The sequence below is a fragment of the Streptomyces sp. NPDC057565 genome (genome assembly GCF_042801455.1).
In the GTDB taxonomy this organism is placed as follows: domain Bacteria; phylum Actinomycetota; class Actinomycetes; order Streptomycetales; family Streptomycetaceae; genus Streptomyces; species Streptomyces yanii.
Genome location: NZ_JBHVFU010000089.1, coordinates 1 through 23836 on the forward strand (window position 1 = coordinate 1; position 23836 = coordinate 23836).

General features: G+C 68.3%; 22 protein-coding genes and 4 pseudogenes. 10 read left to right on the forward strand and 16 right to left on the reverse strand.

The window, feature by feature from the left end; genetic code table 11:
• Positions 1-227: 227 nt before the first annotated feature.
• Positions 228-404: a hypothetical protein gene (locus ACFU8W_RS48650; RefSeq protein WP_384052299.1), complete on the forward strand. Its 177-nt coding sequence runs from the start codon at positions 228-230 to the stop codon at positions 402-404.
• A 523-nt stretch (positions 405-927) separates the two neighbouring features.
• Positions 928-1176 carry a hypothetical protein gene (locus ACFU8W_RS48655; RefSeq protein WP_384052300.1) on the forward strand — a complete coding sequence of 83 codons (249 nt, stop codon included), beginning with the start codon at positions 928-930 and terminating at the stop codon, positions 1174-1176.
• Positions 1177-1198: 22 nt separating this feature from the next.
• On the opposite strand, the pseudogene ACFU8W_RS48660 reads toward ACFU8W_RS48655, so the two are convergent.
• A pseudogene (locus ACFU8W_RS48660) lies at positions 1199-1483 on the reverse strand (HNH endonuclease); the annotation flags it as partial.
• A 92-nt stretch (positions 1484-1575) separates the two neighbouring features.
• On the opposite strand from ACFU8W_RS48660, the gene ACFU8W_RS48665 reads away from it, so the two are divergent.
• On the forward strand, positions 1576-2931 hold the full coding sequence (locus ACFU8W_RS48665; protein WP_384052301.1) for a tetratricopeptide repeat protein: 1356 nt from the start codon (positions 1576-1578) through the stop codon (positions 2929-2931).
• A gap of 32 nt (positions 2932-2963) precedes the next feature.
• Here ACFU8W_RS48665 and ACFU8W_RS48670 read toward each other — a convergent pair whose 3' ends face one another.
• A complete protein-coding gene (locus ACFU8W_RS48670; RefSeq protein ID WP_384052302.1) occupies positions 2964-4055 on the reverse strand; it encodes a hypothetical protein in 1092 nt (363 codons plus the stop codon).
• Positions 4056-4193: 138 nt separating this feature from the next.
• Here ACFU8W_RS48670 and ACFU8W_RS48675 point away from each other — a divergent pair, with 138 nt between their 5' ends.
• On the forward strand, positions 4194-4835 hold the full coding sequence (locus ACFU8W_RS48675) for a hypothetical protein (protein WP_384052303.1): 642 nt from the start codon (positions 4194-4196) through the stop codon (positions 4833-4835).
• On the opposite strand, the pseudogene ACFU8W_RS48680 reads toward ACFU8W_RS48675, so the two are convergent.
• From ACFU8W_RS48680 to ACFU8W_RS48700, 5 genes and pseudogenes are all read right to left on the reverse strand, one after another.
• Positions 4832-5867: pseudogene (locus ACFU8W_RS48680) on the reverse strand (IS630 family transposase). The gene ACFU8W_RS48675 and the pseudogene ACFU8W_RS48680 sit on opposite strands and share 4 nt — an antisense overlap.
• A gap of 81 nt (positions 5868-5948) precedes the next feature.
• The gene (locus tag ACFU8W_RS48685) at positions 5949-7319 is read right to left on the reverse strand and encodes an SMI1/KNR4 family protein (protein WP_384052304.1); all 1371 of its coding nucleotides are present in this window, start codon (positions 7317-7319) and stop codon (positions 5949-5951) included.
• A 551-nt stretch (positions 7320-7870) separates the two neighbouring features.
• Positions 7871-8194: a hypothetical protein gene (locus tag ACFU8W_RS48690; RefSeq protein ID WP_384052305.1), complete on the reverse strand. Its 324-nt coding sequence runs from the start codon at positions 8192-8194 to the stop codon at positions 7871-7873.
• A gap of 340 nt (positions 8195-8534) precedes the next feature.
• Positions 8535-10367 (reverse strand): alpha/beta fold hydrolase, encoded by a 1833-nt coding sequence (locus ACFU8W_RS48695; RefSeq protein WP_384052306.1) that lies wholly within the window; start codon positions 10365-10367, stop codon positions 8535-8537.
• The gene (locus ACFU8W_RS48700; protein ID WP_384052307.1) at positions 10364-10957 is read right to left on the reverse strand and encodes a TetR/AcrR family transcriptional regulator; all 594 of its coding nucleotides are present in this window, start codon (positions 10955-10957) and stop codon (positions 10364-10366) included. Before ACFU8W_RS48700 ends, ACFU8W_RS48695 begins: the two co-directional genes overlap by 4 nt.
• 350 nt (positions 10958-11307) lie before the next feature.
• Here ACFU8W_RS48700 and ACFU8W_RS48705 point away from each other — a divergent pair, with 350 nt between their 5' ends.
• A complete protein-coding gene (locus ACFU8W_RS48705) occupies positions 11308-12090 on the forward strand; it encodes a phosphodiesterase (RefSeq protein WP_384052308.1) in 783 nt (260 codons plus the stop codon).
• Here ACFU8W_RS48705 and ACFU8W_RS48710 read toward each other — a convergent pair.
• A complete protein-coding gene (locus ACFU8W_RS48710; RefSeq protein WP_384052309.1) occupies positions 12087-13097 on the reverse strand; it encodes an abortive infection protein in 1011 nt (336 codons plus the stop codon). The genes ACFU8W_RS48705 and ACFU8W_RS48710 overlap by 4 nt on opposite strands.
• A 229-nt stretch (positions 13098-13326) precedes the next feature.
• Here ACFU8W_RS48710 and ACFU8W_RS48715 point away from each other — a divergent pair, with 229 nt between their 5' ends.
• Positions 13327-13644, forward strand: coding sequence for a hypothetical protein (locus ACFU8W_RS48715; protein ID WP_384052310.1), 318 nt, complete (start codon positions 13327-13329; stop codon positions 13642-13644).
• A gap of 160 nt (positions 13645-13804) precedes the next feature.
• Positions 13805-15424: an IS200/IS605 family accessory protein TnpB-related protein gene (locus tag ACFU8W_RS48720; protein WP_384052311.1), complete on the forward strand. Its 1620-nt coding sequence runs from the start codon at positions 13805-13807 to the stop codon at positions 15422-15424.
• Between the two features lie 4 nt (positions 15425-15428).
• On the opposite strand, the pseudogene ACFU8W_RS48725 reads toward ACFU8W_RS48720, so the two are convergent.
• Positions 15429-15581 (reverse strand): annotated as a pseudogene (locus ACFU8W_RS48725) (transcriptional regulator); the annotation flags it as partial.
• A 64-nt stretch (positions 15582-15645) separates the two neighbouring features.
• Here ACFU8W_RS48725 and map point away from each other — a divergent pair.
• Entirely contained in the window at positions 15646-16488 is an 843-nt protein-coding gene (gene map, locus ACFU8W_RS48730; protein WP_384052312.1) for a type I methionyl aminopeptidase, read from the forward strand.
• On the opposite strand, the gene ACFU8W_RS48735 is transcribed toward map, so the two are convergent.
• The 3 genes from ACFU8W_RS48735 to ACFU8W_RS48745 all read right to left on the reverse strand — a co-directional run bounded on the left by ACFU8W_RS48735 (position 16482) and on the right by ACFU8W_RS48745 (position 19448).
• Positions 16482-16940: an NUDIX domain-containing protein gene (locus ACFU8W_RS48735; RefSeq protein ID WP_384052313.1), complete on the reverse strand. Its 459-nt coding sequence runs from the start codon at positions 16938-16940 to the stop codon at positions 16482-16484. The two genes, map and ACFU8W_RS48735, sit on opposite strands and share 7 nt — an antisense overlap.
• A 176-nt stretch (positions 16941-17116) precedes the next feature.
• Positions 17117-18418, reverse strand: a complete 1302-nt coding sequence (locus ACFU8W_RS48740; RefSeq protein WP_384052314.1) for a hypothetical protein — start codon at positions 18416-18418, stop codon at positions 17117-17119.
• 52 nt (positions 18419-18470) lie between these two features.
• Positions 18471-19448 carry an ArsR/SmtB family transcription factor gene (locus ACFU8W_RS48745; protein ID WP_384052315.1) on the reverse strand — a complete coding sequence of 326 codons (978 nt, stop codon included), beginning with the start codon at positions 19446-19448 and terminating at the stop codon, positions 18471-18473.
• A gap of 89 nt (positions 19449-19537) precedes the next feature.
• Between ACFU8W_RS48745 and ACFU8W_RS48750 the strand changes: the two genes are divergently transcribed.
• The gene (locus ACFU8W_RS48750) at positions 19538-20932 is read left to right on the forward strand and encodes an MFS transporter (protein WP_384052316.1); all 1395 of its coding nucleotides are present in this window, start codon (positions 19538-19540) and stop codon (positions 20930-20932) included.
• A 99-nt stretch (positions 20933-21031) separates the two neighbouring features.
• Complete coding sequence (locus ACFU8W_RS48755; RefSeq protein ID WP_384052317.1) at positions 21032-21616, forward strand: DinB family protein; 585 nt, start codon at positions 21032-21034, stop codon at positions 21614-21616.
• A gap of 99 nt (positions 21617-21715) precedes the next feature.
• Here ACFU8W_RS48755 and ACFU8W_RS48760 read toward each other — a convergent pair.
• From ACFU8W_RS48760 to ACFU8W_RS48775, 4 genes and pseudogenes are all read right to left on the reverse strand, one after another.
• Positions 21716-22288, reverse strand: a pseudogene (locus ACFU8W_RS48760) (Tn3 family transposase); the annotation flags it as partial.
• Positions 22282-22464 (reverse strand): hypothetical protein, encoded by a 183-nt coding sequence (locus ACFU8W_RS48765; protein WP_384052318.1) that lies wholly within the window; start codon positions 22462-22464, stop codon positions 22282-22284. The pseudogene ACFU8W_RS48760 and the gene ACFU8W_RS48765, both read right to left, overlap by 7 nt.
• Positions 22428-22739, reverse strand: a complete 312-nt coding sequence (locus ACFU8W_RS48770) for a hypothetical protein (RefSeq protein WP_384052319.1) — start codon at positions 22737-22739, stop codon at positions 22428-22430. Before ACFU8W_RS48770 ends, ACFU8W_RS48765 begins: the two co-directional genes overlap by 37 nt.
• 127 nt (positions 22740-22866) lie before the next feature.
• Positions 22867-23397, reverse strand: a complete 531-nt coding sequence (locus ACFU8W_RS48775) for a hypothetical protein (protein ID WP_384052320.1) — start codon at positions 23395-23397, stop codon at positions 22867-22869.
• Positions 23398-23836 lie beyond the last annotated feature (439 nt).

Consider the following 23836-nt stretch of genomic DNA (forward strand, 5'->3'; position numbering starts at 1 on the left):
GGCCTCTCGGACTGCACGGTCGACCTGGACGAGTTCGCCGATGTGCCGGCGCGCTCCCAATGACTCCCGCCCGCGGTCGTTTCGCCGATCGATCGTGGGCGGGGCACGCCCGCACCCGAGGCCGGCGGTGGTCGGGGTGGGGGCGGGACAACTGCCTCCCTGACCTGGATGGACGGCCCACGCCATGTTCAGGCAATCAGAGAATCGTGGATGAGGAACGGCTAGAAGTGGATCAGCACGACATCGACATCAGGGTGGACGACTGCCTGGTGACTGACCGACCGGGGTGCCTCCGTGTGCTCGCACAGCCGAGCTGCTTCGGGTTTCTCCTCTTTATCGCTGTGCTGCTCGCAGCAGGCGGCATTGCCGATCTCGCCTCGATACCGGGGGTGCCTGGTGAATGAACGCCTCGGCCAGATCCTCTACGTGGTCACGCTCGCCGCGCTGCTTTCCGCACTGGTCCTCGGCATCAAGGATGGATAGCCGGGCGGTGCACCGGACGTGGATAACCGGCCACTGCTGGCGCTGCGACGTGCCCGACGTACCCGTTCTGTGGCTCGGCCCTGTGCAGAGCCTGGAGCAGGGGGACGCCCCGTTCTACTGCTGCCAGCCGTGCGTCCGCCGACTTGAGGCCCTGATCAGCGCCTACCACGGCCAGGGCCCGCACCTGCTTCCTCGCGAAGCGCTATGACCGCACCCCTTGTCGCACGCGAGTGGGCCGAGGGCAGCGTGGACAGCTGCGAAGACCCCATTTCCCAGAGGGAGTGGTCGTGTTTCTGATCTTCACCAACCGGTGCCAGATGAAGCCGCCTCGCGGGAGCCGGCTGACGACGTCCTACCCACCCTGCGGGCGAATACTGCAACTCTCGAATACCGGCACTTCGCCAGTGGCACGCGGACACGGTCGACGCCCTGGTGGTCGGGTTCATGGGACCGAGGCTTCGGCCGCATCACCTCGCCCTCGCGATGGGGGACGAGGGCGTTCCGGTCCGGTTGCCGGCCCGGCTGGAGCCCCCTCTCGCGGCACGTATCGGGTCTGCCCTGACCAGTTCGACCGTGGTGGGAGACCGCAGGGCGCAGGGGGAGACGTACACGCGGGTGGAAACCGACATGGTCGTGGAGGTGCTGGCCGGATCGGGCCGGCACGGGACCCTCACCGTGGTCCGGCTGCGGTGAGGGTGCCACGCCCGACTGCCAGCTAGGAAGCGGGCTCGTACTTCACCACCGTGTCGGAGCAGCCTTTGGCAAGCTTCTCGAGCGCGGCCCGCTCCTTGTCGTCCGCGGTGAGCTTCCAGCGGAGCTTCGTCCCGACCCAGTCGGCGCCGTAGGTGCACTGCGCGGAGGCGGCCAGCGGCAGCCACTCGGCCGGATCCCGGTCGGCCTTGGGCCGGTTCGTCTTCGCAGTGACGGCAACCAAGGAGCGCTCAGCGTCGAGGTCGTTGGCGTATTGCTCGCGACGGTCGGCATCCCACTTCAAGGCACCGACTGGCGGGGAGCGTCATTCCAACTGTGCTGTATTCGAATCTGTCGGTGGTGCCGGCCTGGTGTCAGGGGCGAACGCTATGGTGCTTGGCCGTGGACGCTACTGATCTTGACTACCAGGCCCGAACGCGGTCCAGCTGCATCCCGCCGGAGCTGGTCTCGCGGCTGCTCGAACGAGGCCATGCCGACGTGGTGGAGTTGCAGGCCGGACGCGGGGAGTGGTTCTGCGCGCTGGCGTGGGCACGGGTGCTGGGTGAGCAGGGCCGAGAGACCGAAGCGTTGGAGGCGCTCGCCCCGTACGTGGCGACGGGCTGGTGGACGGCTGTTGTTGCCGCGGCCGAGTTGCTCGAGGGCTGGGGCCGTATCGACGAGGCAATCGAGATCACCCGGACCCGCATGGAGGCCGGGCACCCGATGGCTTTGGAGACCTACACGCGCCTGATCGCCCGGCACGGCCGCGCCGGGGAGGCGTTCAACCTACTCGTGCCGCACGTCGACGACTGGGTGCTCGCCACCGCTATGGTCGACGTTGCCTCCGTGGCCGGTCGCGACGAGGAGGCCGCCGTGCTGCTCGTCGGCCGGATCCGGGTCGACCACTGCTGCGACGGCCCGTGGTGCTGCCGCGGCCTCGAGCCGGACACGGCGCTCGGCCTGCTCGCGACGATCCGTGAGCGCCAGGGCCGGATCGATGAGGCGATAGCCCTGCTCCGCCGCCGGCAGATCACCTCGGTCAACAGCCGCGATCAGCTCGCCGACCTGTTGGCTCGGCACGGCCGGCTCGAGGAACTGCGCGGCTACGCGGCGACCGACGGAAACGGGGAGGCCGTGCGGCGGCTGGCGGAACTGCTGGAGGGGGACGGCGATGTGGAGGGCGCGATCGTCGTATACGGGCAGGCGGACGGTCCCGCGGCCCGGAACCCGAACGCAGCTTACGAACTCGCGCGGCTCCTGGCTCGGCACGGACGGGGTGGAGAGGCGATCGCCGTGATGCGTGCCCAGGCAGACGCCCACCACAGCGACGACTGGATTCACCACGCCTTGTCCGAGCTGTGCCTCGATCAGGGTCGCCCCGCCGACGGCCTGGCCTACCTCGACGCCCTTGACGCCCAGCGCGAGGGTGAGGCCGAATGGGATTTGTACTGGATGCGGTTGCCGCTGATCGCCGCCTGTAGTGGGGTCGACGAGGCGGTTGAACGGGCCCGAGCCCACCCCGAAGGCAACACCTGGTACGCGGCGGAGCACATTGCACACCTCCTTGCTGGTGCCGGGCGCACGGAGGAAGCCGTTGCCGTCCTCCAGCAGCACGACCGCAGGAACAGTCATGACCTCGCCAGCTACCTCGTCGGCCTCGGCCGCGTTGAGGAGGCTCTGGCCGTCCTCCTGCACACGAGCCCCCCGTCACCGCTCGTGCCGACGACACATCTGTGGTCCGACGAGCCACCATTTTGAAGTCCTGACCGAGTACGGGCAATATCGGCCCGTCACTCGATGGTTGGTAGGGCGGCCTTGCGGTTGACGGCAGCCAGCACCGGTGCGCCACCGTCCCGGGTGAACATACGGGCTTCAAGGTAGGCGGTCCAGTCGGTGGCCGCGCGGCGCTCGGCGGTGACGGCGTGGAGTCCGAGCAGGGGTGCGAGGACGGCTGGCGGCAGGTCCCCGGCGAGCTGGACCAGCACGGTGGTGCGGGCCGGCCGGATGGGGATGTGGTGGGCGGCCAGGCGTCGGGCGAGTGCGGCGGCGGACAGGTGCTGGCCGGGGCGGGTGCCGGGGAAAAGCCAGTGGCGCGGTGAGTTCGCCGCCCAGCCGGAAGGAGGTGGTGCGTCGGAAGCGATGCGGGCAAGTTGCTGGCCGAACAGCAGGAGAACCGCGCCGGCGGCCCGGACATCTAGGGGAAGGGCGGTGTCGGTCAGGCACTGGTGGAGGAGCTCCCAGTGGGAGTCCTCATCGAGGCCGACCGGATCCTTCTTGGGACGGTGGGGCACCAGGAGCGGGTGGCTGTGGCTGTGGCCGCGGCGCGCGGCCCAGACCACGAAGTCGCGGACCTCGTAGCGCGTGCTCGGAGCGCCAGCTAGCCAGGCGTCGATTTGGTGCTGGGTGACGTCCGCTAGACCGAGTCCCTGCTCGCGCATGGCGGTGAGGAAGGCCACAGCAGTGTTGATCCGGGTGTAGGCCCAGCGGATGCGGTGGTTCGATCCCGCGGGCCGCGGGCTCGCCTTGCGGGCGCGGGGCAGCAGCGACCAGCGGACGTAGGAGGACAGGAGCAGGGCGTGTTCGGGGTGGCGCTTCACGGTCCGGGCGAGGTGGCGTTCGATGTGGGCCACGAGTTCGTCCCGTTCGGGCAGCACTTGGTAGGTGACCAGGATGCCGCGCAGGTAGTCGATGGTCTGGGTGTCGCCGCGGCCCACGTCGCGGGCAACGCCGTCCAAGGCCTCGTGGGTCGGCGTTCGTTCGGCGGCGGCGAGGTCGGCCAGGAGCCGGGCGGAGTGGGAGTTGCGGACCCAGCTCAGTACGGTCCTCGGTTGGTCGCATTCCCAGCGCAGCCCGCATCGGCTCGAACCGGACGCGAGCGTCACGGCAGGGCGGGAAAGGTTCCGTGCCGTGTTGGGCCACCTGCCCCGCTAGTGCTCTGACCGCATACCTTCGCCGGGTTGAGCGGGTGTGGGGCCATTGATGCCAGCTACCTGGCCGAGGCGTCCGCCTATGCTCGGCTCGTGCAGCCGCTTTCCGATAGCAGCAATCCGTTGATCACGGCGTTCCCAGCCGAGCTTGCAAGCGATGCCGAGGCAGTCCTGGCGGTGATGCCTGATTCTCGACACCAGCCGCATGCCTCGTTCTCGGTCGCTGTAGAGGGCCAGCAAGTTTTGATCCCCGGGCGCCTCTACAACGACGAGCCGCCAACTGACGCGGTGGCGTCGCTTTCGTCGCGCCAACGGCAGCTTCTGCACTGCCTGTACTCAAGGCACTGCGACGGGGTGGTCAGACAGCGTCACCTGGAGAAGGTCGTTGGTTCCACGGACCCATGGGTCGTCCCCTTCGTCGTGCAGCTGGTTGGCGAGTACGTCTTGGAGATCCTGGTCGTCATCTGCGATGAGCTCCGTGATCTCGCCACGCCCGGCACCTGCGGCCACCTCGCCTACGGGCAGTTCATCGTGGATAACCCTGCCTTCTTCGCGCGCACTCAACGGCGGGTCGTGAGCTATTGGAGCTGCTACTACCGGGGCACCTACGCGAGTTTTCGGGGCTACCCAGGATGCACTCTTCTTGACCTCCTACGGTCCGCTGCCTCCGACAGAGCAGGGCATCCCTGGCCCAACTTCGCTCCAGCCGGCGCCAGGGTGGACGGCTACTGCTAGGACGCGGCCGGGCAAGGTCGCCGGGCCGGCCAAGCGGCATCGGCGAGAGGACGTCCGCCCTTCTCGCTGCGGATGCGAGCGCGCTCGCGGCGCTGGGCTGCCAGCACGTCGGGGTGACGGGCATTCGCGTTGCGCCAGCGCAGATAGGCGTGCAGGGCCCGGGTCTGCACGGTGTGGTTGCGGTGGTTGGAGTTGGCGATAGTGAACTGCCTCAGCGGTCCGAAGTGCGCCTCGATTCGGTTGGCCCAGGACGCGTATGCCGGGGTGAAGCCCAGCTCGACGCGGTTCTTCTTCGCCCAGCGGCGGATCGTCTCGCCCTTGTGGGCGGACAGGTTGTCCAGGATGACGTAGAGCGGGGCGCCGTCCGGTCGGGCGGCCCGGATCGACCTGAGCGCGGCCCGTGTGTTTGCGGCACCCTTCTTCCGGCGGTTGATGCCCCAGAGCGTGTCGTTGCCGACCGAATAGCAGCCGTGGAAGTACCTGACGCCGTGGGTGCGGTCGTAGGTCGCCGGGTGCCGCTCGGGGCGACTGGCGGGGCCCAGCCCGCACCGCCGGCGGGGCGGATGCCGAGCGGGCCGAACTCGTCGAATGTGAACACCCGGTCCGGGAAGCGGTCCAGGACCTCCTCGATCCGGTCCAGCCTTGCCTCGCGGTCGGGGTCCGGGGACTCCTTCCACGTCTTGGTGCGCTGGAAGGTGATGCCGCGGCGGGCGAGCAGACGGCGTAACGCCTCGCGGCCGATGCGGATGACCCGTCCATGGACTTTCCGCAGGTAGGCCAGCAGTTTGCGAATGGACCAGCAAGTGATGGGCTGGCCGAGCTTGGTCGGCGGGTGGTGGCCGTCTGGACGACGAAGTCCTCTTCGTCAGGACTGAGCAGGCGGGGACAGCCTCCCGCCCACCGAGGGTCCAGACAGGCCAGGCCGATCTCATTGAACCGGTGGATTACATCCCGCACCGTGTCCTCGTCGGCCTGCACCAGCTGAGCGATCACCAGGACCCGGTTCCCGCCGGCCGACGCCAGCAGCATCATCGCGCGTCGGAAGCGCACCGAACTGGTGCTGCCCCGGCGCACGATCTGCTGCAGCTTCTGCCTCTCCTGGAACGGCCCCTGTTATGAGATCGCTCCCTCCAGCACCGTGATGTCGGCGATCGGCGGCCGACCGTACAGGGCGAGGATCTCGTTGGCGAGGGCGATGGTCTGCAACGGGTTGTCCTGCTGCCGGTGGGCCTCGATGCCTGCGGCGAGAAGCTCGGTGGGCACAGCCCCCGCATCGAGGAGGACGCGCCACTCCGCGGGTGGGAGTTCCAAATACTCAAGGTGGGTGAGCCGGGCGATCTCACAGGGATCGGCGAGAGTACCGGGATAGGCGGAGAGGGTCCGCAGGCGCGGCAGGCCGAAGACGGGGGCGAGGCTGAGGGGCTCCTTCTCCCAGACCCCGAGACTGAGGACCTCCAGGCCAGGGTGGGCGGCAGCCTCGATGCTGGGGACGGAGGCGTGATTGACGTAGGCGACGAGTGGCGGCCGTTCGGTTCTTCTGACCGGCCGGCCGTCGAAGTGACGGTGGACGACCATGTCGGTGAGGGAGTCGGTGACCAGCCCGGCACCGATGTTCTCCTCGTGACTGATGATGATCACCTGCCCGACGTGCCCGTCCGGACCCGGTGTGAGGTCGATGGCGATACGGTCTCCGCCGCCGTTGTCACCGAAGACGATCCAGCCCGGCGAGCCGACAAGCCCCTGCACGGCGTCCTCCGGCCCCGTCTCCACCGCCTCCGTGGCGCCGAACTTCCACAGCACATGCCGGGAAGCCGCGTCGGCGACGTACACCTCGTCGAGAGGAAAGAGCTCGCAGCCGACGATGTCGTACGGATCCCGGTAGTCGTCCCAGTCCTCGTACCGGCTCCGGACGACCTGGTACAGGGCCCTCAACTCGGTGGGCAGCGGCACGCCCAGACGCGCCTCGACCGCTGCGATCTCTTCGTCGGAGGCGCCTACCGCGTCCGGGAGCCGTTCGCGAAGAGTGTGCTGCAGCAGTTCCACATCCGCGGACGGAGCCGGCACTACGCCCGGCACCGGCTCGGGCAGGCGGCGTGCCGGCTCGGGTAGTGCCCCGTCCGCGAGAAGAAGCGTGCCCGGGTGCGCGGTCGCGACACCCGGCTCCGCGGAAGAGCCCAGGCTGATCAGATGCAGCCGGACATCGCTGGGAGCAGAAGTGGCCTCCAGGACGAAGGAGACACCGTCGCTCCCGTTCTCCTTGAGTGCTTCGACGATCTGGCCCACGGCGTCGAACTGCTCCTGGTTGTCGGAGACCTGTGAGGCACGCCCCGGCTGCGGCGGCCGGAACGGCAGCGGAACACTCCATGCTCCGGGACTGATCTGCCCCGCCACATGCCAGCCGGGTGCGGTGAGCGTTTCCGCGTGGGCGGCGTACAACAGGCGCAGCAGGGGTTGCCAGGTGGTGAAGTCATGAAGCGCGGGCACGAGCAGGCCTCCTGAATATGTGTTCGGTGATTCAGATTATGGGTGGGGGCGCCGACATCACGAGGTGCAGACCGGGACGGCAGGGGCCGCCGGGAATTGCGCTTGCCGAAAACCTCATACGACCTGTTCAGGCGACATGTTGGTACTCGTGGAGGATGCCGCCGAGTCGTTGGCGCGTCGTATGCCGAGTTGGGTGATCCGCTCCGGATGGCTGATCGGCGTCGGCAAGGGGTGCACCGGGCGGGCATTGGCGATGCCCTGATGGGGCCCGTGGAGATCTGATGGACGCGCAGTGCACGCTCGAAGCACGCTCTGGGAGGTTCCCGCAGGGTGCCGTATCTTCCTCAAGCGCCGGGATCAACGGAAGCTACTCGGGGGAGTCGCTGTGGGGGACCAAGACAGGAAGTCGGGATCCGCGGATCAGGACGGAATCGACGCAGAGGCTGGATCCGGCGACCCGAAGCCTTCGCCACGGCAGCAGACCCCAGGCACAGGCGGGCCGCACTCCACCTCGCTGCCATCCTCATCTGGGCCCGCGGGTGGAAAGTGCGCTACCGCAGGTCTGTGCTCGGCTGGCGACGCCAGTCCCACTCCGGGTGACGGTCCACCAGCGCGAGAAACTCATTCGCCGGCAGGATCTCGTAATGGTTGGTGTCGATGAGGCCGTCGAAGCCATCGAGAACGTGGCGAAGGAAGACCCGGGCCGCGTTCATGGACTCGCACGAGACATAGACCCCGTACGGCTCGCCGATCCGGGTTGTCACCTGCTCAAGCTCGTCCGGCTCATAGTCCGCCAGAATCCCGCCTGAGAGGTCCAGGTAGTACGAGTGCCCCTGCCAGTAGAGCCTTTCGTCGCCCGTCACAGGATCCGGCACTAGCTCAAAGGAACGGATTCGCCCGTCAAGCGACGGACGTCGCTCCGCGGGAGCAAGAATGATCACAGACGGCCAGGACATGCCTTCACCTCCGCAGCGACAGTATCCGAGCAGCCCTCTCGGGTCGCCCGACTTCTCGTCCGGCGGCCAGGTTGCCGCTTCGCCCCCGGCCGGGCACGAGTTAGCCGTCGCCACCGCTGCCCGCCGCCTCGACCGGGGCGACGTGAAGGTGCAGGAGGTCATGGACGCCATTGGTGGACGAGGCCGTACGCGGACGTACGCCTCCACGGCAGACACGCCCCGTGATCGCAAATGGCAGTCCCCGACAACACAGCCCTCGTCACCGCGGACGTTCGTGTACCGCCCTGACGCCACCTTCTCCCTGCGGGCCGGGGGAGGCGATCTGCTCACCGATGGCCTGAGCGACTTCTTCCGGGTGTGTCAGTTGGGGATGGTGCCCCGCGCCGGCAATCACTGTCACGGTGGCGTGCGGGAGGGCGTCCAGCAGGGACTGTCCCTCAACGGTGAGCGGATCGTGGGAGCCCAAGATGATGTGGACGCGCCCTGGGTAGTGCTGCAGCTTGGCCCGGAGGTCTGCGCGCCACTGTGAGTTCGCGGTGGCGGCCAGGAGCCGGGCGGTGGTGGCCGCGATGGTGCCGCGGCGAAGATCCGCGACAGCCGATCGGAGCGCGGTCGCGTGGCCCGTGGCGTTGGTCAGTCGCTCGGCCAGTGCCGTGGGAGTTGTCCGGCTCAGGTGCCGGCGGGTCAGGGGCGTCCACTTGGCGGTGCGGGGCGGCTGCGCCTGCAGGAAGAACGGTGATACGAGCGTGAGTTGATCCACCGCGTGGGGGTGGGCGGTCGCGGCCTCGACGGCGGCCGCGGCGCCGATGGAGTGGCCCACCAGGTGACGGGCACCGGTCTCGGTCACCAGTGCGGTCAGCCAGGAAGGCCAGTCGTCAGGGCGCCCGGTGCTCATGCCCAGGCCGGGCAGGTCGACGGCGCGGGCGTGTCCGACCGCTGCGACGACCGGCGCCCAGGTGTCGGCGTTGACCGGCAGGCCGGGCAACACCACCGTGGGTGCACCCGCATCGCCCAGTTCGAACGTCCGTATTCCGCCCGGCTTGGTGAACCGTCTGTCATCTGCGGGGGCGTCGCCGAAGCGGTGGGCTGCCAGGTGGTCGGCCCAGCGGCGGATCGTCGTGGCGGTGTCCGGCATGGTCAGCCGGTGCCGGGCGGCGAAGGCATGGGCCGAATCGGTCGGGTAGCGGTCGGTCGACAGGAACGTCAGGGTCTCCGGATCGGCCTTGGTGAGCCAGCGGGGAAGCCGCTTGAGCAGGGGCACCGGAACCCGTGTCCGGGGTGCCTTGACGCCGTAGTGCTCCGCTATGAGCGTGAGCAGGTCGGGCAGCGCGGGTGTGTCGTCATCCAGCGGCCAGTACGCGGTGCGCTGGGTGGCCGCGTCCATCGGCAGCAGGGTCATGAACCGGGCGAGGTAGTCGGCCGCGACCACGGGGACGAACGTCTGCCCATTGCCCGGTAACGCGGGAAGTGAGCCCTGCCAGAGGTCTTCCACACTGGAGGCGAGCCCGAGGTACTGGTCGGACTCCCCGGTGGCGCTGTCACCGATGACGCTGGCCGGATTGACGATGGACCAGGGAACGCCCAACTGCGCTGCCACGTTCTGGAAAACGGCGTCCGCCTCGACCCGGGACGCCTCGTAGACGCCCAGCGCCCGGTAGGTTTCACGTCGGTACTCTTCGCTCCACGGTGCGGGGTCCTGCCCGCCCACGCGGTACCCGGAGACCTGAACCAGGCGGTGCAGGTTCGGCAGTCGCGCCGCGAACGCGACGACCGCGCGGACGCTGTCAACATTGGCACTACGGGCCTCGTCCACCGACATCCCGAACCGGTAGGCACCGGCGCAGTTGTAGATCTCGGTGATGTCGTCGCACTCGCCCTCGATCAGCGACGCCTTGGTGAAATCGACCCGGAGGTCGGCCGGGACCTGGTCGTGCCCATGCCCAGCCAGCCACCGGGCCAGCCGCTGGAAGGACTCATGGCTCCGGCTGGCCGTACTCACTCGAACGCCGGCCTGGCCGAGCGCGAGCACCACGTGGCGGCCGATGAAGCCGCTCGCGCCCAATACCAGTGCGTGCCGGCCCTTCAGGCTCATGCCGAGGCCTCCGAACCCTGTTCCAGCAGTACGGCGAGCGCCTGGGCGGCGCAGTGCAGCGGCTCGGTGGACTGCTGGGCACGCGATACGATCACCGCTCCCTCCACCATGCTGACCACAGCTGTCGCCAGGGCACGGGCGACGGGACGAGGACGGCCGTGCGCGATGAGCAGCTCACTCACCGGTGCGATCCACGACTCGAAGGCATTGGCGCAGGCATCTCGCAGCCGTTCGCTCTGCGCACCCATCTCCAGCGTCACCACCGAGACCGGGCATCCCAGCTGGAAGCCGCTGTCGTCGAGCATCCCGGCCAGTTCGTCGATCACATGGCCGAGCACCTCGCCCGGCGTGGCCGACCCCAGCGCCGATTCGGCTACGAGAGAGCCGAATCGCGCGGCCGCGAGTTCGACGGCCTTCTCTCCGAGGGCTTCCTTCCCCTGGGGGAAGTGGAAGTAGAGCGACCCTTTCGGGGCGCCTGCGTGCTCGACCACCGTGTTGAGTCCCGTGCCGCTGTATCCGTGCCGCTGGATCAGTTCCAGCATCGACTCCGCCAGCCGCAAGCTGGTCTCGGCTCCCTTGGTTCCAACCATGACTGAAGAATAGACCGGTCTATATATTTTGCAAGGGGTCCGGCCCTGGTTGCGGCAAGGTCGGCGTCAGAGCCGCATGGGTGGACTGGCGGGACGTTTCAGAGGTGGTCGCTCGTGAAAGGCCCCTCGGTCTCCTGTCTGTGACCCACGGTGCAAAGTACGCCGCGCGCCTGCTGAGGACCCCGCCTCTTCGCGTCTGCCTCCTTCGTTGGCCCGAACGAGTAGCCGGCGCAATAGATCACGAAGCCGCCAGGGCGTAACCACCGTGATGGCCCGTGATGACCCGTGTGGGCAGTACGCCCTGAGCGTGATCGATTGCCACGACCGCCGAGGTGTTGGAGCGTTCCAGGATGACCGCTTCCATTGCGCATCTCAGCGATCCACACATCACGACCGGACCTCTGGCCGGGTCTCCTGTGGAGGGGCTGCACCGGGCACTGGGGCGGGTTCTCATGCTCGACCCACAGCCTGACTGCGTGGTGATCACCGGGGACCTGACCGACCGTGGCAGCCCGGAGGAGTACCGGGCGCTGCGGGAGGTCATCCAGCATTTCCCGCTTCCGCTGCACCTGGCAGTCGGCAATCACGACGACCCCAAAGGGCTGCTGGCCGAGTTCGCCGACACGCGCTTCGTGGGTGATGGGACGCAGGCGCACTACGCGGTGGACTACCCCGCATTCACCCTCGTTGTCCTGGACTCGAAGGTGCCGCACGCGCCCGGCGGCCACCTCGGCGCCTCGCAACTGGAGTGGCTCGACGGAATCCTCGCCCGCAGGCCGGAAACCCCGGCCGTCGTGTGCCTACACCATCCGCCCGTAGCGGTCGGCATCCCGTTCCTCGACGGGATGCGCCTGGACGACGCCGAGGACTTGGTCGCCGTACTCGCTCGGCACGACAACGTCGCGAGAGTCCTGGCGGGCCACGTACACCGCCCCATCACCGCCGCTTTCGCGGGAAGCGTCCTGGCCACCGCCCCCAGCACCCACCTCCAGAGCGGCCTCGCCCTGCGCGGCGGCGTGCCCAACTACCTTCCAGAACCGACGTCCTTTCTCCTCCACCTCTTCAGCGGATCCGCCTGGGTTACGCACACCGTCCCGATCAGCCACGCCATGGCGCTGATCGCAAGCTTCTAAAGATCGCGAAGTCGCCTGTAGATCCTGGCCAGTTCGTGGAACGCTGCTTTCGGCTCCCAGCTGTCCCCGATCGCCTTGACCACGCCGAAGCTGGCCATGTCCAAGTCGTAGCGCGCGTCGGGTGAGTGGGGCTTCGGCGCGATGAACTCGAACACGTACGCCCCGTAGACCCTCTCGGCCGCGAAGAGCTCCAGTTGTTGTGACAGATAATCCGCCTGTACCTGCTCATTGCGGGTGAATGAGCCTGCCAGTCTGGGAGGATTGGCCGTCCAGTCGATGATGCCGTAACCGGCCGGGCCCATCTCGGCGGCGCCGTCAAAGGAGCAGCAGCCGAACTCGGTGATCACTATGGGCTTGCCGTGTTGATGGAATCGCCGGAGGTTGGTGGCGTAGTCGGCGTCGTTGTAGGCCATCCGGTAGTAATTCAGCCCCACCATGTCGAAGCCGTCCCAGTCCACGTCCTCCCACAGACCTGCTCCGTAGGTCAGGTGGCCGCCGAAGTGCGCCCGGGCCACATCACGAGCGCGTCCGAGTAGGTCGTTCAGCTTCTCGTTGAACTCCGGTAAACGCGGCCACCACTGCGGGTCGGCCAGCTTGGCGGACCGGTCCGCGTGAGTGCCGCCGGGGATGATTCCGGAGCCGAAGACCGTCAGCTCGCAGCCCACATTGAGGGTGACCCGGCCGTACTGCTCCCGCAGTTCTTCGGCGGCCGTGGCGGCTGCAGCGAGGTGGTGCAGCATCGCGTCCGGCTCGGCTTCTATGAGTCGGGGCTGCAGGCTGACGTGCAACCCCAGGTCGAGGGCGGCACCGGCGGTCTCGGTCAGCCGCCTGATGTCGGTGCCGAAGAGGTTGACCGAGGTGCAGTTCAGATCGTTTCGGATGACCGCCATGTGCTGACGGATCAGGCCGCTGGGCAGGGGCTTGCGTGACAGGCCGCTTTCAGCGTAGTTGGTGCCGGTGTCGTAATTGATGCCTTTCCAGACCAGAGCTGTCGTGTCATCTCGCATGCTCGGAGCTTAGACCGGTCAGCTCCATAGAGATCGGCAGCGCGCATAGGACGAGGGCGTCCAACGGCACTGTGTGAAGACAGAGTTGGACACCCTCGCGACCGCACTCCAAGTGAAGACCGACGACCTGCTGAAGGCGTCTCCGCATCTCGCACCATGGCGGCCGGCCGTGGGGATCGCCCCGTAGCTCACCGACGCCGAGCTGGTCACACTGGCGATGATGCGGGCCATGCTGGGCTTCACCTCTGAGGCCAGGTGGCTTCGCCGCGCCCGTTCCCACCTGCGGCATTTCTTCCCGTGCTTACCCAAGCAGTCCGGCTACAACAAGCGGCTGCGCAAGAGCGCCGACCTGCTTCGCCGGGTCACCCGCCTGCTGACCGCCGACACCTCCGTGTGTACTTGCGCTGTGACCAGCATTCACCGGTCTGACGCCGTAGCCGGACTGGCTGATCTCGGCCCGCACCGCATCGGGGGAGAAGCCGAGGACATCGGCGATCAGTGCGATGGTTGGGAAGGCAGGGGTTGTGAGCTGCTGTCGGTTTGCTGAGCTGAAGTGAGTGGTGGTGTGCGGGAGTGAGTCCGGTCGGTGGGTTTGTGGGGGTGGGAACGGGGGTTCTGTGGTCGAATGGGTGACCTTGGCAGTTGCTGCTCGTTGGGCTGGACAGCGGGTGGCTGGCCTTTGAGGGCGGGGTGATGTGGTGGGTGGTATGCGGGAGTTGGCCGTGCCCTTCGTGGTGCCGGGGCCTTGCGGGGTGGCGGTCCGGGACCGTCTCAAGCACCTCACTCCCCGGGACGAGACGGTGCTGCGTGCGGTCGGTGAGCATCAGGGCCGTCTGGCTTCCCGTGACCTCAAGGCGCGCTGTGCGGACGGTCTGGAGCACAGCGCTCAGACGTGGGCGGCGCGTAAGCGGGAGCTGACGAAGGAGTCGTCGTCGCGGATCGCGGGTGCGATCACCAAGGCCACGCACGATCAGTGGGCGCTGGCCCGGCGTTGCCAGGCAGCGCACATCCAGACGCTGGCAGCCGGGATCAACATGCTGCGGCACCGCCTGTCCCTCCCGATCGGGGAGAAGGGCACCAATCGGGCGGCGGGTGGCTACCGCTCCAAGGGCGAGTGGTTCCGCAAGTCCCGCCGTCTCGCGGCACTGGAGGCGCGGCATGCGGCCGTTGTCGCTGAGTGGCAGGCCGGGCGGGTGCGGGTGGTGCGGGGCGGCAGACGTCTGCTGAACACCCGCCACCACCTCGCCGAGGCCGGGCTCATCGAAGGCCAGTGGCGGCAACGGTGGGAGGCGGGGCGCTGGTTCATCGCTGCGGACGGTGAGTCGGGGAAGCGGTTCGGGAACGAGACGATCCGCGTGACCCCGGACGGCGAGGTCAGCATCAGGCTGCCTGCTCCGCTCGCGCACCTGGCCAACGCCGGGCACGGCCGGTATGTCCTCACCTCCCGGATCGGCTTCGCGCACCGGGGTGCGGAGTGGGCCGACCGCATCGAAGCGAACCGGGCCGTCGCCTACCGCATCCACCTCGACACCCGGCGCGGCCGCTGGTACCTCACCGCGTCCTGGCAACGGCCCGTCGTGAAGACCATCCCGCTGGAGGCCGCCCGCGCCCGGGGCATGATCGGCGTCGACACCAACGCCGACCACTTCGCCGCCTACCGGCTCGACCGGCACGGCAATCCAGTCGGTGACCCGCGCCGCTTCCCTTACGACCTGTCCGGTTCGGCCGGTCACCGCGACGCGCAGATCCGCCACGCCCTGACCCGGCTGATCTACTGGGCCAGGCAGGTCGGTGTCGCGGCGATCGGGATCGAAGATCTCGACTTCGCCACGGAGAAGACCCGGGAGAAGCACGGCCGCCGGAAGCGGTTCCGGCAGCTGATCTCCGGTATCCCGACGGGGAAACTGAAGGCCCGGCTGGTGTCGATGGCCGCCGAACAGGGCCTGAGCATTGTCGCGGTCGATCCCGCCTACACCACTTTGTGGGGTGCCCAGCACTGGCAGAAGCCGCTGACCACCGCGCATCGAAAGATGTCCCGTCACGATGCCGCCGGTGTCGCGATCGGGCGACGCGCCCTCGGGCACCCGGTCCGGCGTCGGACGGCACCGCCCCCGCACGACCGGAGTGATCGTGCGGGGCATCGGACCGTCCAGGCCGGACCAGGTGGCCGGGGGCGTGAGGGTACCCGCCCACCCGCAACGGACCGGCCCCCCGGAGGGCCGTCACCGAACGGGACGCGAACGCGGGAACCCAGCGCATCCAACACCGTTCGGGATGCGCCCGGTACGCAACAGTGGGTCCAGGACTCACTCACGCACACTGGCTAGGAACGGTGGCTACTCGTCCCGACTCGATCTTCCTGAGTGTCTCCGGTGAGACACGTGCGTCGAGCGCGATCTCGAGCATCGAGCGTTCTCCCCGGGCCCGACGCAGGAGGGCGCCGAGGCGCTGTCCGCGTGCGACTTCTGTGGGAGTGAGTGACAGTCCCCATTTTAATACCGGTATAGTATGGCCGGTATAGTTATTGGTTCCGTGAGGAAAGCGGCGCATGATCGAGATCCTGAACCCCACCATGCTGACCCGAGCAAAAGACACAGGCGCCCTGGTCGCAGACATCCTCTATGCACTGAAGGGCCGTAGCGCGGTCGGCACGAACCTCCTGGACATCGACCGGTGGGCCAAGACCATGATCGCCGAGGCGGGAGCGCTGTCCTGCTACGTCGACTACGCGCCATCCTTCGGACGCGGCCCGTTCGGCCACTACATCTGCACGGCCGTCAACGACGCCGTGCTCCACGGACGGCCCTACGACTACACGCTCGCCGACGGCGATCTGCTCACACTCGACCTTGCCGTCTCCAAACGCGGAGTCGCTGCAGACGCCGCCATCAGCTTCATCGTGGGCGACGCGCAGCCCCCGGAGAGCGTCGCGATGATCAGCGCAACCGAGCGCGCACTGGCCGCAGGGATCGCCGCCGCCGGCCCCGGAGCTCGCATCGGCGACATCTCCCATGCCATCGGCACCGTCCTCAGTCAGGCCGGATACGCGATCAACACCGAGTTCGGAGGACATGGCATCGGATCAACGATGCACCAGGACCCGCACGTTGCGAACACCGGACGGCCCGGCCGTGGATACAAACTGCGCCCCGGGCTGCTGCTGGCACTGGAGCCGTGGGTCATGGCGGACACCGCCGAACTCGTCACCGACGCCGACGGGTGGACGCTCCGAAGCGCGACGGGCTGCCGGACGGCACACAGTGAGCACACGATCGCCATCACCGAGGACGGAGCCGAAATCCTCACGTTGCCGAATAGGGGATTGAGACTGGTGGGCTCGCATGTTGAGGTGTCGCGTATTCAGCGTGCAGGTTCGACGGCTGATTACTGACTGTTGCCGGTAACGGTGGTCCAGCGGGGGTCGATGCGGCCCAGCCATGCGTCTTGATCGTCGGCCAGTGGTTGCTTCAAGGGAAGTGGGAGGAACCGGCAGGCGAAGGTGAGGCCAGCATCGTCTCCGTCGCCGTGGACGTGGTGTTCCCACTCATCGGGGGTGTCTGCGGGTGCCTGGAGGTGGAAGAAGCTGGTTCGTCGTGGCTGTCCCGTGTCGGGGTGAGGCTTGTCCTCCACGGCGATCTGCCGGACCACTGTGGCTGTCAGCAGGCCGGTTTCCTCGGCGACCTCTCGAAGGGCTGCTTCTTCCGGTCCTTCGCCTGATTTGACTCCTCCCGCCGGGACCTGGGTGCCGGCCTCTGGCATACCGACGTGGTCGAAGACCAGCAGCTCGGGGGCTGAGCGATGCCAGATCACGTATGCGGCGACACGGATTCTGGGTCGGGTCATCCCGGCATTGTCCGTCATCGGCGCCGTTCGTGATCGCCGGGGGCGTATCGGCTCCAGGTGCCTCCGGCCTCGGTGACCAGACGGGTCGCGGTCTTGTCGTGGTAACCGAGGGCCTTGGCGATGACGGGGGCCGGGGCTTGGAGGACGAGGTGACGGATCGATGAGGTCCGGGCGCGCTAGAGGGGAACGCCGAGTCCGCGCAGTCCGTCCCGCAGGGTGCCCGGGTGCATCGGCTGATTCGCCCGGCGGCCGGGGAAGAGCCAGCGGGACTCCGCGTTCACTGCGGCTGTTCTGCCGGGCAGGGCGGTGATGTAGCCCAGCAGCAGCGTCGCGACGGGTTCCGGCACCGGCGAGGGAGGGGCACCGAGCCGTAGCAGGACGTGGGGGAGGACGTCGTCGGTCGTCAGGCGGACGATGCGGCTTACCGGTTGGGCGAAGAGGAGAACCAGGCAGGCGGCGATCCGGACGCGTGGGTCGGAGCTGCCATCGGTGAGTACTCGTCGCAGGGTGGCGAGCCGTTGGTGCCGGCCGAGGGGGTGCGGATTCGTCGTCGGCCTGTTCGGGATGGAGAGGCGGGGCATGCGGCGGGTGTCCATGCACCAGCGCAGGAATGGCTGTGCTGGTCGCCGGGTGGCGTACTTCTCCCCATGCCAGGCGTCGAGGTCCGTCTGAGTCGCCGCGCCCAGAGGGACGCCGCGTTCGACGAGCCACTGGAGGAAGGCTGCGGCCTGGGTGATCTGCTGTCGGCATTCCTGCGTCGTGCTGGCGCCCAAGGGCCCTTCGCGGGCCTTGGCCCGGAGCTTGCGGAGCTGGTGCCAGTGCGCGAAGTGCTGGAGGAGGCGGGCATGTTCAAGGTCCTCGGTGGAGGCGAGGCGTTCGGCGAGCCATCGCTCGAAGAGCAGGAGTCGGCGGTCGATGCGGGGGAGGATGCCGCTGTTCGTCAGCAGGTCGCGGAGGTAGGCGACGGTTCGCCAGTTGGGGAGGTCTTGGAGGGCTTCGTGGGTGAGCGGGACGTGTCCGGAGGCGAGGCCGCGTAGGAGCGCTGGGACCTGGGGGTTGCTCAGCCAGATCAGGCGGCTCTTGGGCCGCTCCATCTTCACCAGCAGGTCGTGCAGGGGCACCAGGCGGGGTTGGATGCGGCCGGTGCCGTCGTCCAGGAGCACGGCGAGCTGGTCGGCGAGCGTGCAGCGTTCGCAGAGGCGTCCGCCCAGCAGCATGCCCTCGAATCCGCACCGGTCGCAGAAGAAGTTGCGGGTGATGCCGGCGCAGTCGCGGCAGACAGCGGTCCCGTCCAGGGCCTTGCCGGGAAGGGGCCGTGTGGTGCCGCAGTTGGGGCACTGCCCGCGGGTGTGCATGGCCCGTTCGATGCAGGTGCGGCAGATCGGCCCGTCGCTCCACTCGGCGGCCTTGGCTGCCCGCCGGCCGCAGCGTGTGCAGTCGCGGACGTGCCAGCGCTCGTATTCGGCCTCGGGGAACATCGGTACAGCGGTTTTCGGTTGGCGGCGCCTCAAAAAGTGCTGATCTGAGCCCTCAGCCCGAACCGGCGACCAGTGCCTCGCCGAGCGGGGTGCGCCGGTAGAGCACCGACCGTCCGGACCGGGCGCGGACGAGCAGCCCCGCGCCTCGCAGGATGGCGAGGTGGTCTCCTACCGCGCCGGGTGCCATGGCGAGGCTTCGGGCGAGGTGGCTGGTACTGGCCGGGGCGTCCAGCGCCACCAGCAGCCGGGCTCGGGCCCGGCCGACCAGAGCGGTCAGCGCGTCCGGTTGGGGGACAGTCTCCTGTTCGCCCCACAGGGCGGCGGTGCCGCGGGCAGGATAGACCAAGGTCCTGGGCCAGGGGTCTTCCAGGTGGGCGGCGATATGCCCGACGAAGACCGAAGGGATCAGCAGGAGCCCGTCGCCGGCGAGGCGGACTGTTCCGCCTCGGAAGAAGCCGATCTCGATACCGCCGGCGCGCCAGGCGATGCCCGGGTGCAGGCTCTCGATGGTCGTGGCCCAGCCGCGTTCGCCGATCACACCCACCCGGTGCACGACATCGCGCTCACAGATCGCGCGCAGTTGCGGCCAGTCCGCGGCGAGCAGCTCGTGCCACGCTTGGTCCATCGCCTCGGCGATCCTGGAGACGGCGTCCGGCGAGTCCAGCACTGCGCGTACGTGGGGATCACGGGCGGACGGGCCGGTCGCGGTGGTGGCGAATTCGAGGCGGGCCGCTTCCAGCGGTGTGGCCCGGATCATGGCCAGGTCGTCTGCCCAGGTCTGGTTGAGGCCGCGTGGAGGCGGGGCGACGAAGTTCGGTCCGCCTTGCGGGGTCTGCAGAGCGAGGGCGGCGTCCAGTTCGGTCTCGCGGCGAAGCCGTTCAAAGGCCGGCATGAGCCGGGCGGCCCATGCTCGCGGCAGCGGCCGATCTTGGCCGGCGAGTGAGCGCAGCAGCAAGCAGAGGTCCAGCGCGGGCGACAGTGCGAAGCGGCTGCGCAGCAGGTCCTCGACGGAGACTTCGAAGCGCAGCACCCGGCCATGCTACCCCGGGACGTCTGTTCCGATTCGTCCAGCGACGAATCATTGGTGAGTGGCGTGGGCGCACGGCGAGGCTGGGCGCCATGACCCCACCCGCCGAACCCGCGCAGGGCAACCACCGTGCCACCTACCGGGAGGTGCTCGCCGAGCCGCGATTCCGGCTGCTCTTCTCCACCCGCACCGTCGCGATCACTGCGGACTCGCTGCGGATCACCACGTTCTCGGTGCTGGTCTTCGCGTCCACCGGCTCCGCGCTGTTGAGCGCACTGGCCTTCGGCATCGGCTTTCTCCCGCAGTTGTTCGGCTCGCTGCTGCTGGGCTCACTGGCCGACCAACTGCCGCCCCGCGCGCTCATCGCCGGCGGCTACGCCTTGGAGTGCGCCGCCGCCTTGCTGCTCGCCCTGGTGCGGATGCCGATCGCGGCAAGCCTCGGTGTCGTGGCGCTGGTCGCCCTCGCCACACCGGTGTTCAGCGGCGCGTCGAGTCGGCTGGTCGCGCAGTGGCTGGAGGGCGACGCCTATGTACTGGGCCGTTCACTGAACAACATCGCTGCCTCCGGCGCGCAATTGTTCGGTCTGGCGCTGGGAGGTGCGGTCGTCGCGGTACTCGGCCCGCACCGGGCGCTCGCGGTGAGCGCCGCCCTCTACCTCGGCTGCGCGCTCGCCATCCGCATCCGGCTACCCCGGCTGCAGCTGGGAGAGTTCGGCGGCACACCCGGCAGCGCTCGGGGCGACGGCGGGGCCGTCCGGGCAAGCCTGCACGGTGCGGGCCTGCTGCTGCGCGGACACACGGTGCGACGACTGATGCTGGCCCAGTGGCTACCGCCCGCGTTCGTAGCGGGCGCGGAAGGCCTGATCGTCGCCTACGCGGGAGGACGCCACTTCGCGCCCGGCTGGTACGCGGTGCTGATGGGCTGTCTGCCGGTCGGCATGCTTGTCGGTGACCTGCTGGTGGGGCGACTGCTACGGCCGCCCACCCGGGAGCGACTGGTGGTCCCGTTGATTGCGCTGATGGGACTGCCGCTGGTCGGCTTCGCTGCCGAGCCCGGAGTGGGCGTCTCGTCCTGTCTGCTGCTGTTCTGCGGCTTCGGATTCGCCTACGGTCTCGGCCTGCAACGGCCGTTCCTGGACGCCCTGCCGCAGGATGGGCAGGGCCAGGCCTTCGGCCTGCTCGGCTCCGGCAGCATGACGCTTCAGGGCGTCGGGCCGGCCTGCTTCGGCTCGGTGGCCGCAGGCGTCGGAACAGGCGGCGCAATCGCCCTGGCAGGCGGCGCGGCGGCGCTTACCGCCGGCTGGATTCTCACCTGGCACCCGCCCACATCCCCGGTCCCCGTCCCGACCTACTCAACGGGATCAGAGGACGGCACCGAACAGCATGCGTGTAGTTCTCCTGCGCAGCAGCCGTCGCAGGTCGGGTCGGCCGCGAGCCGTCACGCGCGCCACCCCCACGTCTCTCTGACAGACAGTCATTCCCGGTAGCTCATGGTGTAAGGAGTCCTAAGCCTCGGCTCTGCCAGCCGTTGCGGACCACGTACGGGATCTTGAGACCACGAACAACCCATGGAAAGGTTCATGCCGATGATCGATGAATTCGCGAAAGACAACCTGCACCGGAGACTGCGGCGGGACCGCAAGGCGCTGCTCTGGAAGCTCGACGGCTTGTCCGAATACGACGTCCGTCGACCTGTGACAGCGACCGGGACCAACCTCCTCGGCCTGGTCAAACACGTGGCCACCGTCGAGGCCAGGTACTTCGGCGAGGTCTTCGACCGCCCTTCCCCGGAACCGCTGTGCCGGTGGCAGGACTCCGACGGTAGCGATCTGTGGGCGACCGAGGACGAGACCCGCGATCAGATCATCGGGTTCTACCGGCGCACGTGGGAACACTCGGACGCGACGATCAACGAGCTTCCCCTCGACGCCCCCGGCCACGTGCCGTGGTGGACGGAGCCTCATCCCAACACGAACCTGTTCGCCATCATGGCCCATGTCCTCAGCGAGACCATCCGGCATGCCGGGCACGCCGATATCCTGCGCGAGGGCCTCGACGGCCGGACCGGGCTGCGCGCCGAACACGAGAAGCAGATCGACGAGGAAGCCCGTGCAGCCTACCGCGCGAAGATCGAGCAGGCCGCCAGGACGGCCGCATCAATCAAGGTTTAGTCAGACGTATCAGGCAGCCTGACATCAGCTCCCCTACCGGCGCTTGCGATTTCCGAGCATCCGGCCACCCGATATGCCCGCGTCAGCCGATGCGGGCGTTCAGTCCGCGCCGTCGTCGTCCTCGTCCAGGTCGAGCGCGTCCGCGTCGCTCAGCGGGCGCAGGGCGCCGGCGGCCGGGGGCGAGGCGGTGAAGCTGTAGCGGCCGAGCAGGTTCAGGTTGCGGTGCTTGAGCGGGGAGAGCCGGGTGATGTCCTCCTCGCGGATCTCGCGGATCTCGCGGATCTCGCGGTCCTCGGCCTGGAGCTGGGCGACGGCGGCGTCGATGTAACGGGTCGCCCAGAGCACGATGGCGTTGAGGACCAGGCCGAGCGAGCCGAGCTGGTCCTCCATGCCGTCCCGGTACGCCTGGTGGATGGTGCCGCGCTTGCCGTGGCACACGTCCCGGGCCAGCTTGTGGCGGGACTCCTGCACGGTGAGCTGCCGATTCATCTGCCTCCGGTAGGCGCCGTCGACCGGATCGACCACCCGCAGCAGGTGCTCAGTCTTGGCAATCCGCCCGTACTCCGCGAACGCCGCACCCAGCGGAGTCGGGCGCCCCTCGCGTCCGAACATGCGCAACAGGCCGTAGGCACGGACCTGGTTGGTGACCAGGGACCCGGCAACCTTCAGCATGCAGCCTCCAGGTGCCGCATCACCGCGGTGAGCATCGCCGTGCGCTTCGGCTCCGACGCCCGCTCCAGCAGTGGCGCCGTCGACCCCAGCGCGTACTGGGCCAGCGCCGCCATCCGGTTCGGCGGGATCTGCGACAACTTCAGCCGACCGAGCCGGTACGCGCCGATCTCGTCCACCCGCTCCAGCGCGCGGGCGAACGCGGTGCCCGTCGTCCGCGTCGGCGGCCGGCGCAGCCGCTCCAGCTCCGAGAGCCCTCCGGCGTCTTCAGCGCCGCCACCAAGTCGCCGGGCAGCGCCGGGTCCGCCCGCCGCGCGGCGCCCGCGACCGTGGCGTGCAGCCGCTTCTCCGCGACCTTCCGCGCCTCCGACACCTGCCGGGCCAGCACCGACACCCTAGGCAGCAGCACCCGGTGACGGCGCAGCCAGCCCACCGCCTGGTTGAACAGTGCCACCCTCCAGGCCCCGGCCCCCGTCATCGCGAAGGCACTCGGCTACCACGACAAGACCGCCACACGGCTTGTTACCGAAGCCGGCGGAACCTGGAGCCGATACGCCCCTGGCGACCACAGCCGGTGATCGCTACAAATCTCCGGTCTCGCCCGTTTCCACGAAACGGACGACGCAGCGGCGGACGTGCTCAAGGAACTGCGGCAGATTGTCGGCGACCTTGTCGAACTCTGCACTGTCCAGGGACGCGGTCCGAGACCGGTGGATCGCGCCGCCCCGGTCTGCGACATAGAGGATGCCCCCACCATTCGAAGCGATCACCATCCCGTGAGGGTCGTCCGCTTCCGAGAGGGAGACCGGCCCTTCCTCCGCGAGGCGGTGCAGGACATCGCACGCCGAGTGGACGAAGAAGCCGTTGCCCACGTCTGGCAGCACGACCTCCCCGATCGACTCGTAGAACGTCAACAGATCCTCAAATCCCTGAAGTTCCCGGCCATCGTCATGGACAGCCCGAAGATCCTCTTTACTGGCGGTCCGGACTTCATTCGTGCCCGGCTCGTAGCCGTTCGTCTCCTCGAACGTCAAGACCATGGAGCTCACCGCATCTGTGATCTCGTCATGCCACCGTGACAGCCATGCAGCCGAGTACGAAAGCTGATCCATGGCCCGGATCATGCCACCGTCGCCTTCAACGCGGACCCAGGGACCCCGCATGAGTGGTTGACGCAGAGTGATAGAGCCCCGCATCCCAGCCTGAATACGCGACACCCCAACATGCGAGCCCACCAGTCACAACCCCGTAGGCGCGCTGCCGACAGGACTGCGAGCAGTACTTGCGGGGAGTCGCCCCCCGGGACGGAGTCAACGGGTTGTCGCACGACTCCCGCTCGCACACCGGAGCAGCGGCGGCAGGGGAACTCTGTTCTTCACTCACGACAGCGACCGCAGTCAGATGCCGTGAAACATTCGGGCCTCACCCCCACATAACTAAGGCGTGCAACCCACTCCCTAGTGTCCTGAGTCTTTGATTCGGTTTAGATATCCGGTGAGGCGTTCGAAGATCTCGTCGGCGGTCTTCGTCCAGACGAAGGGCCTGGGGTTG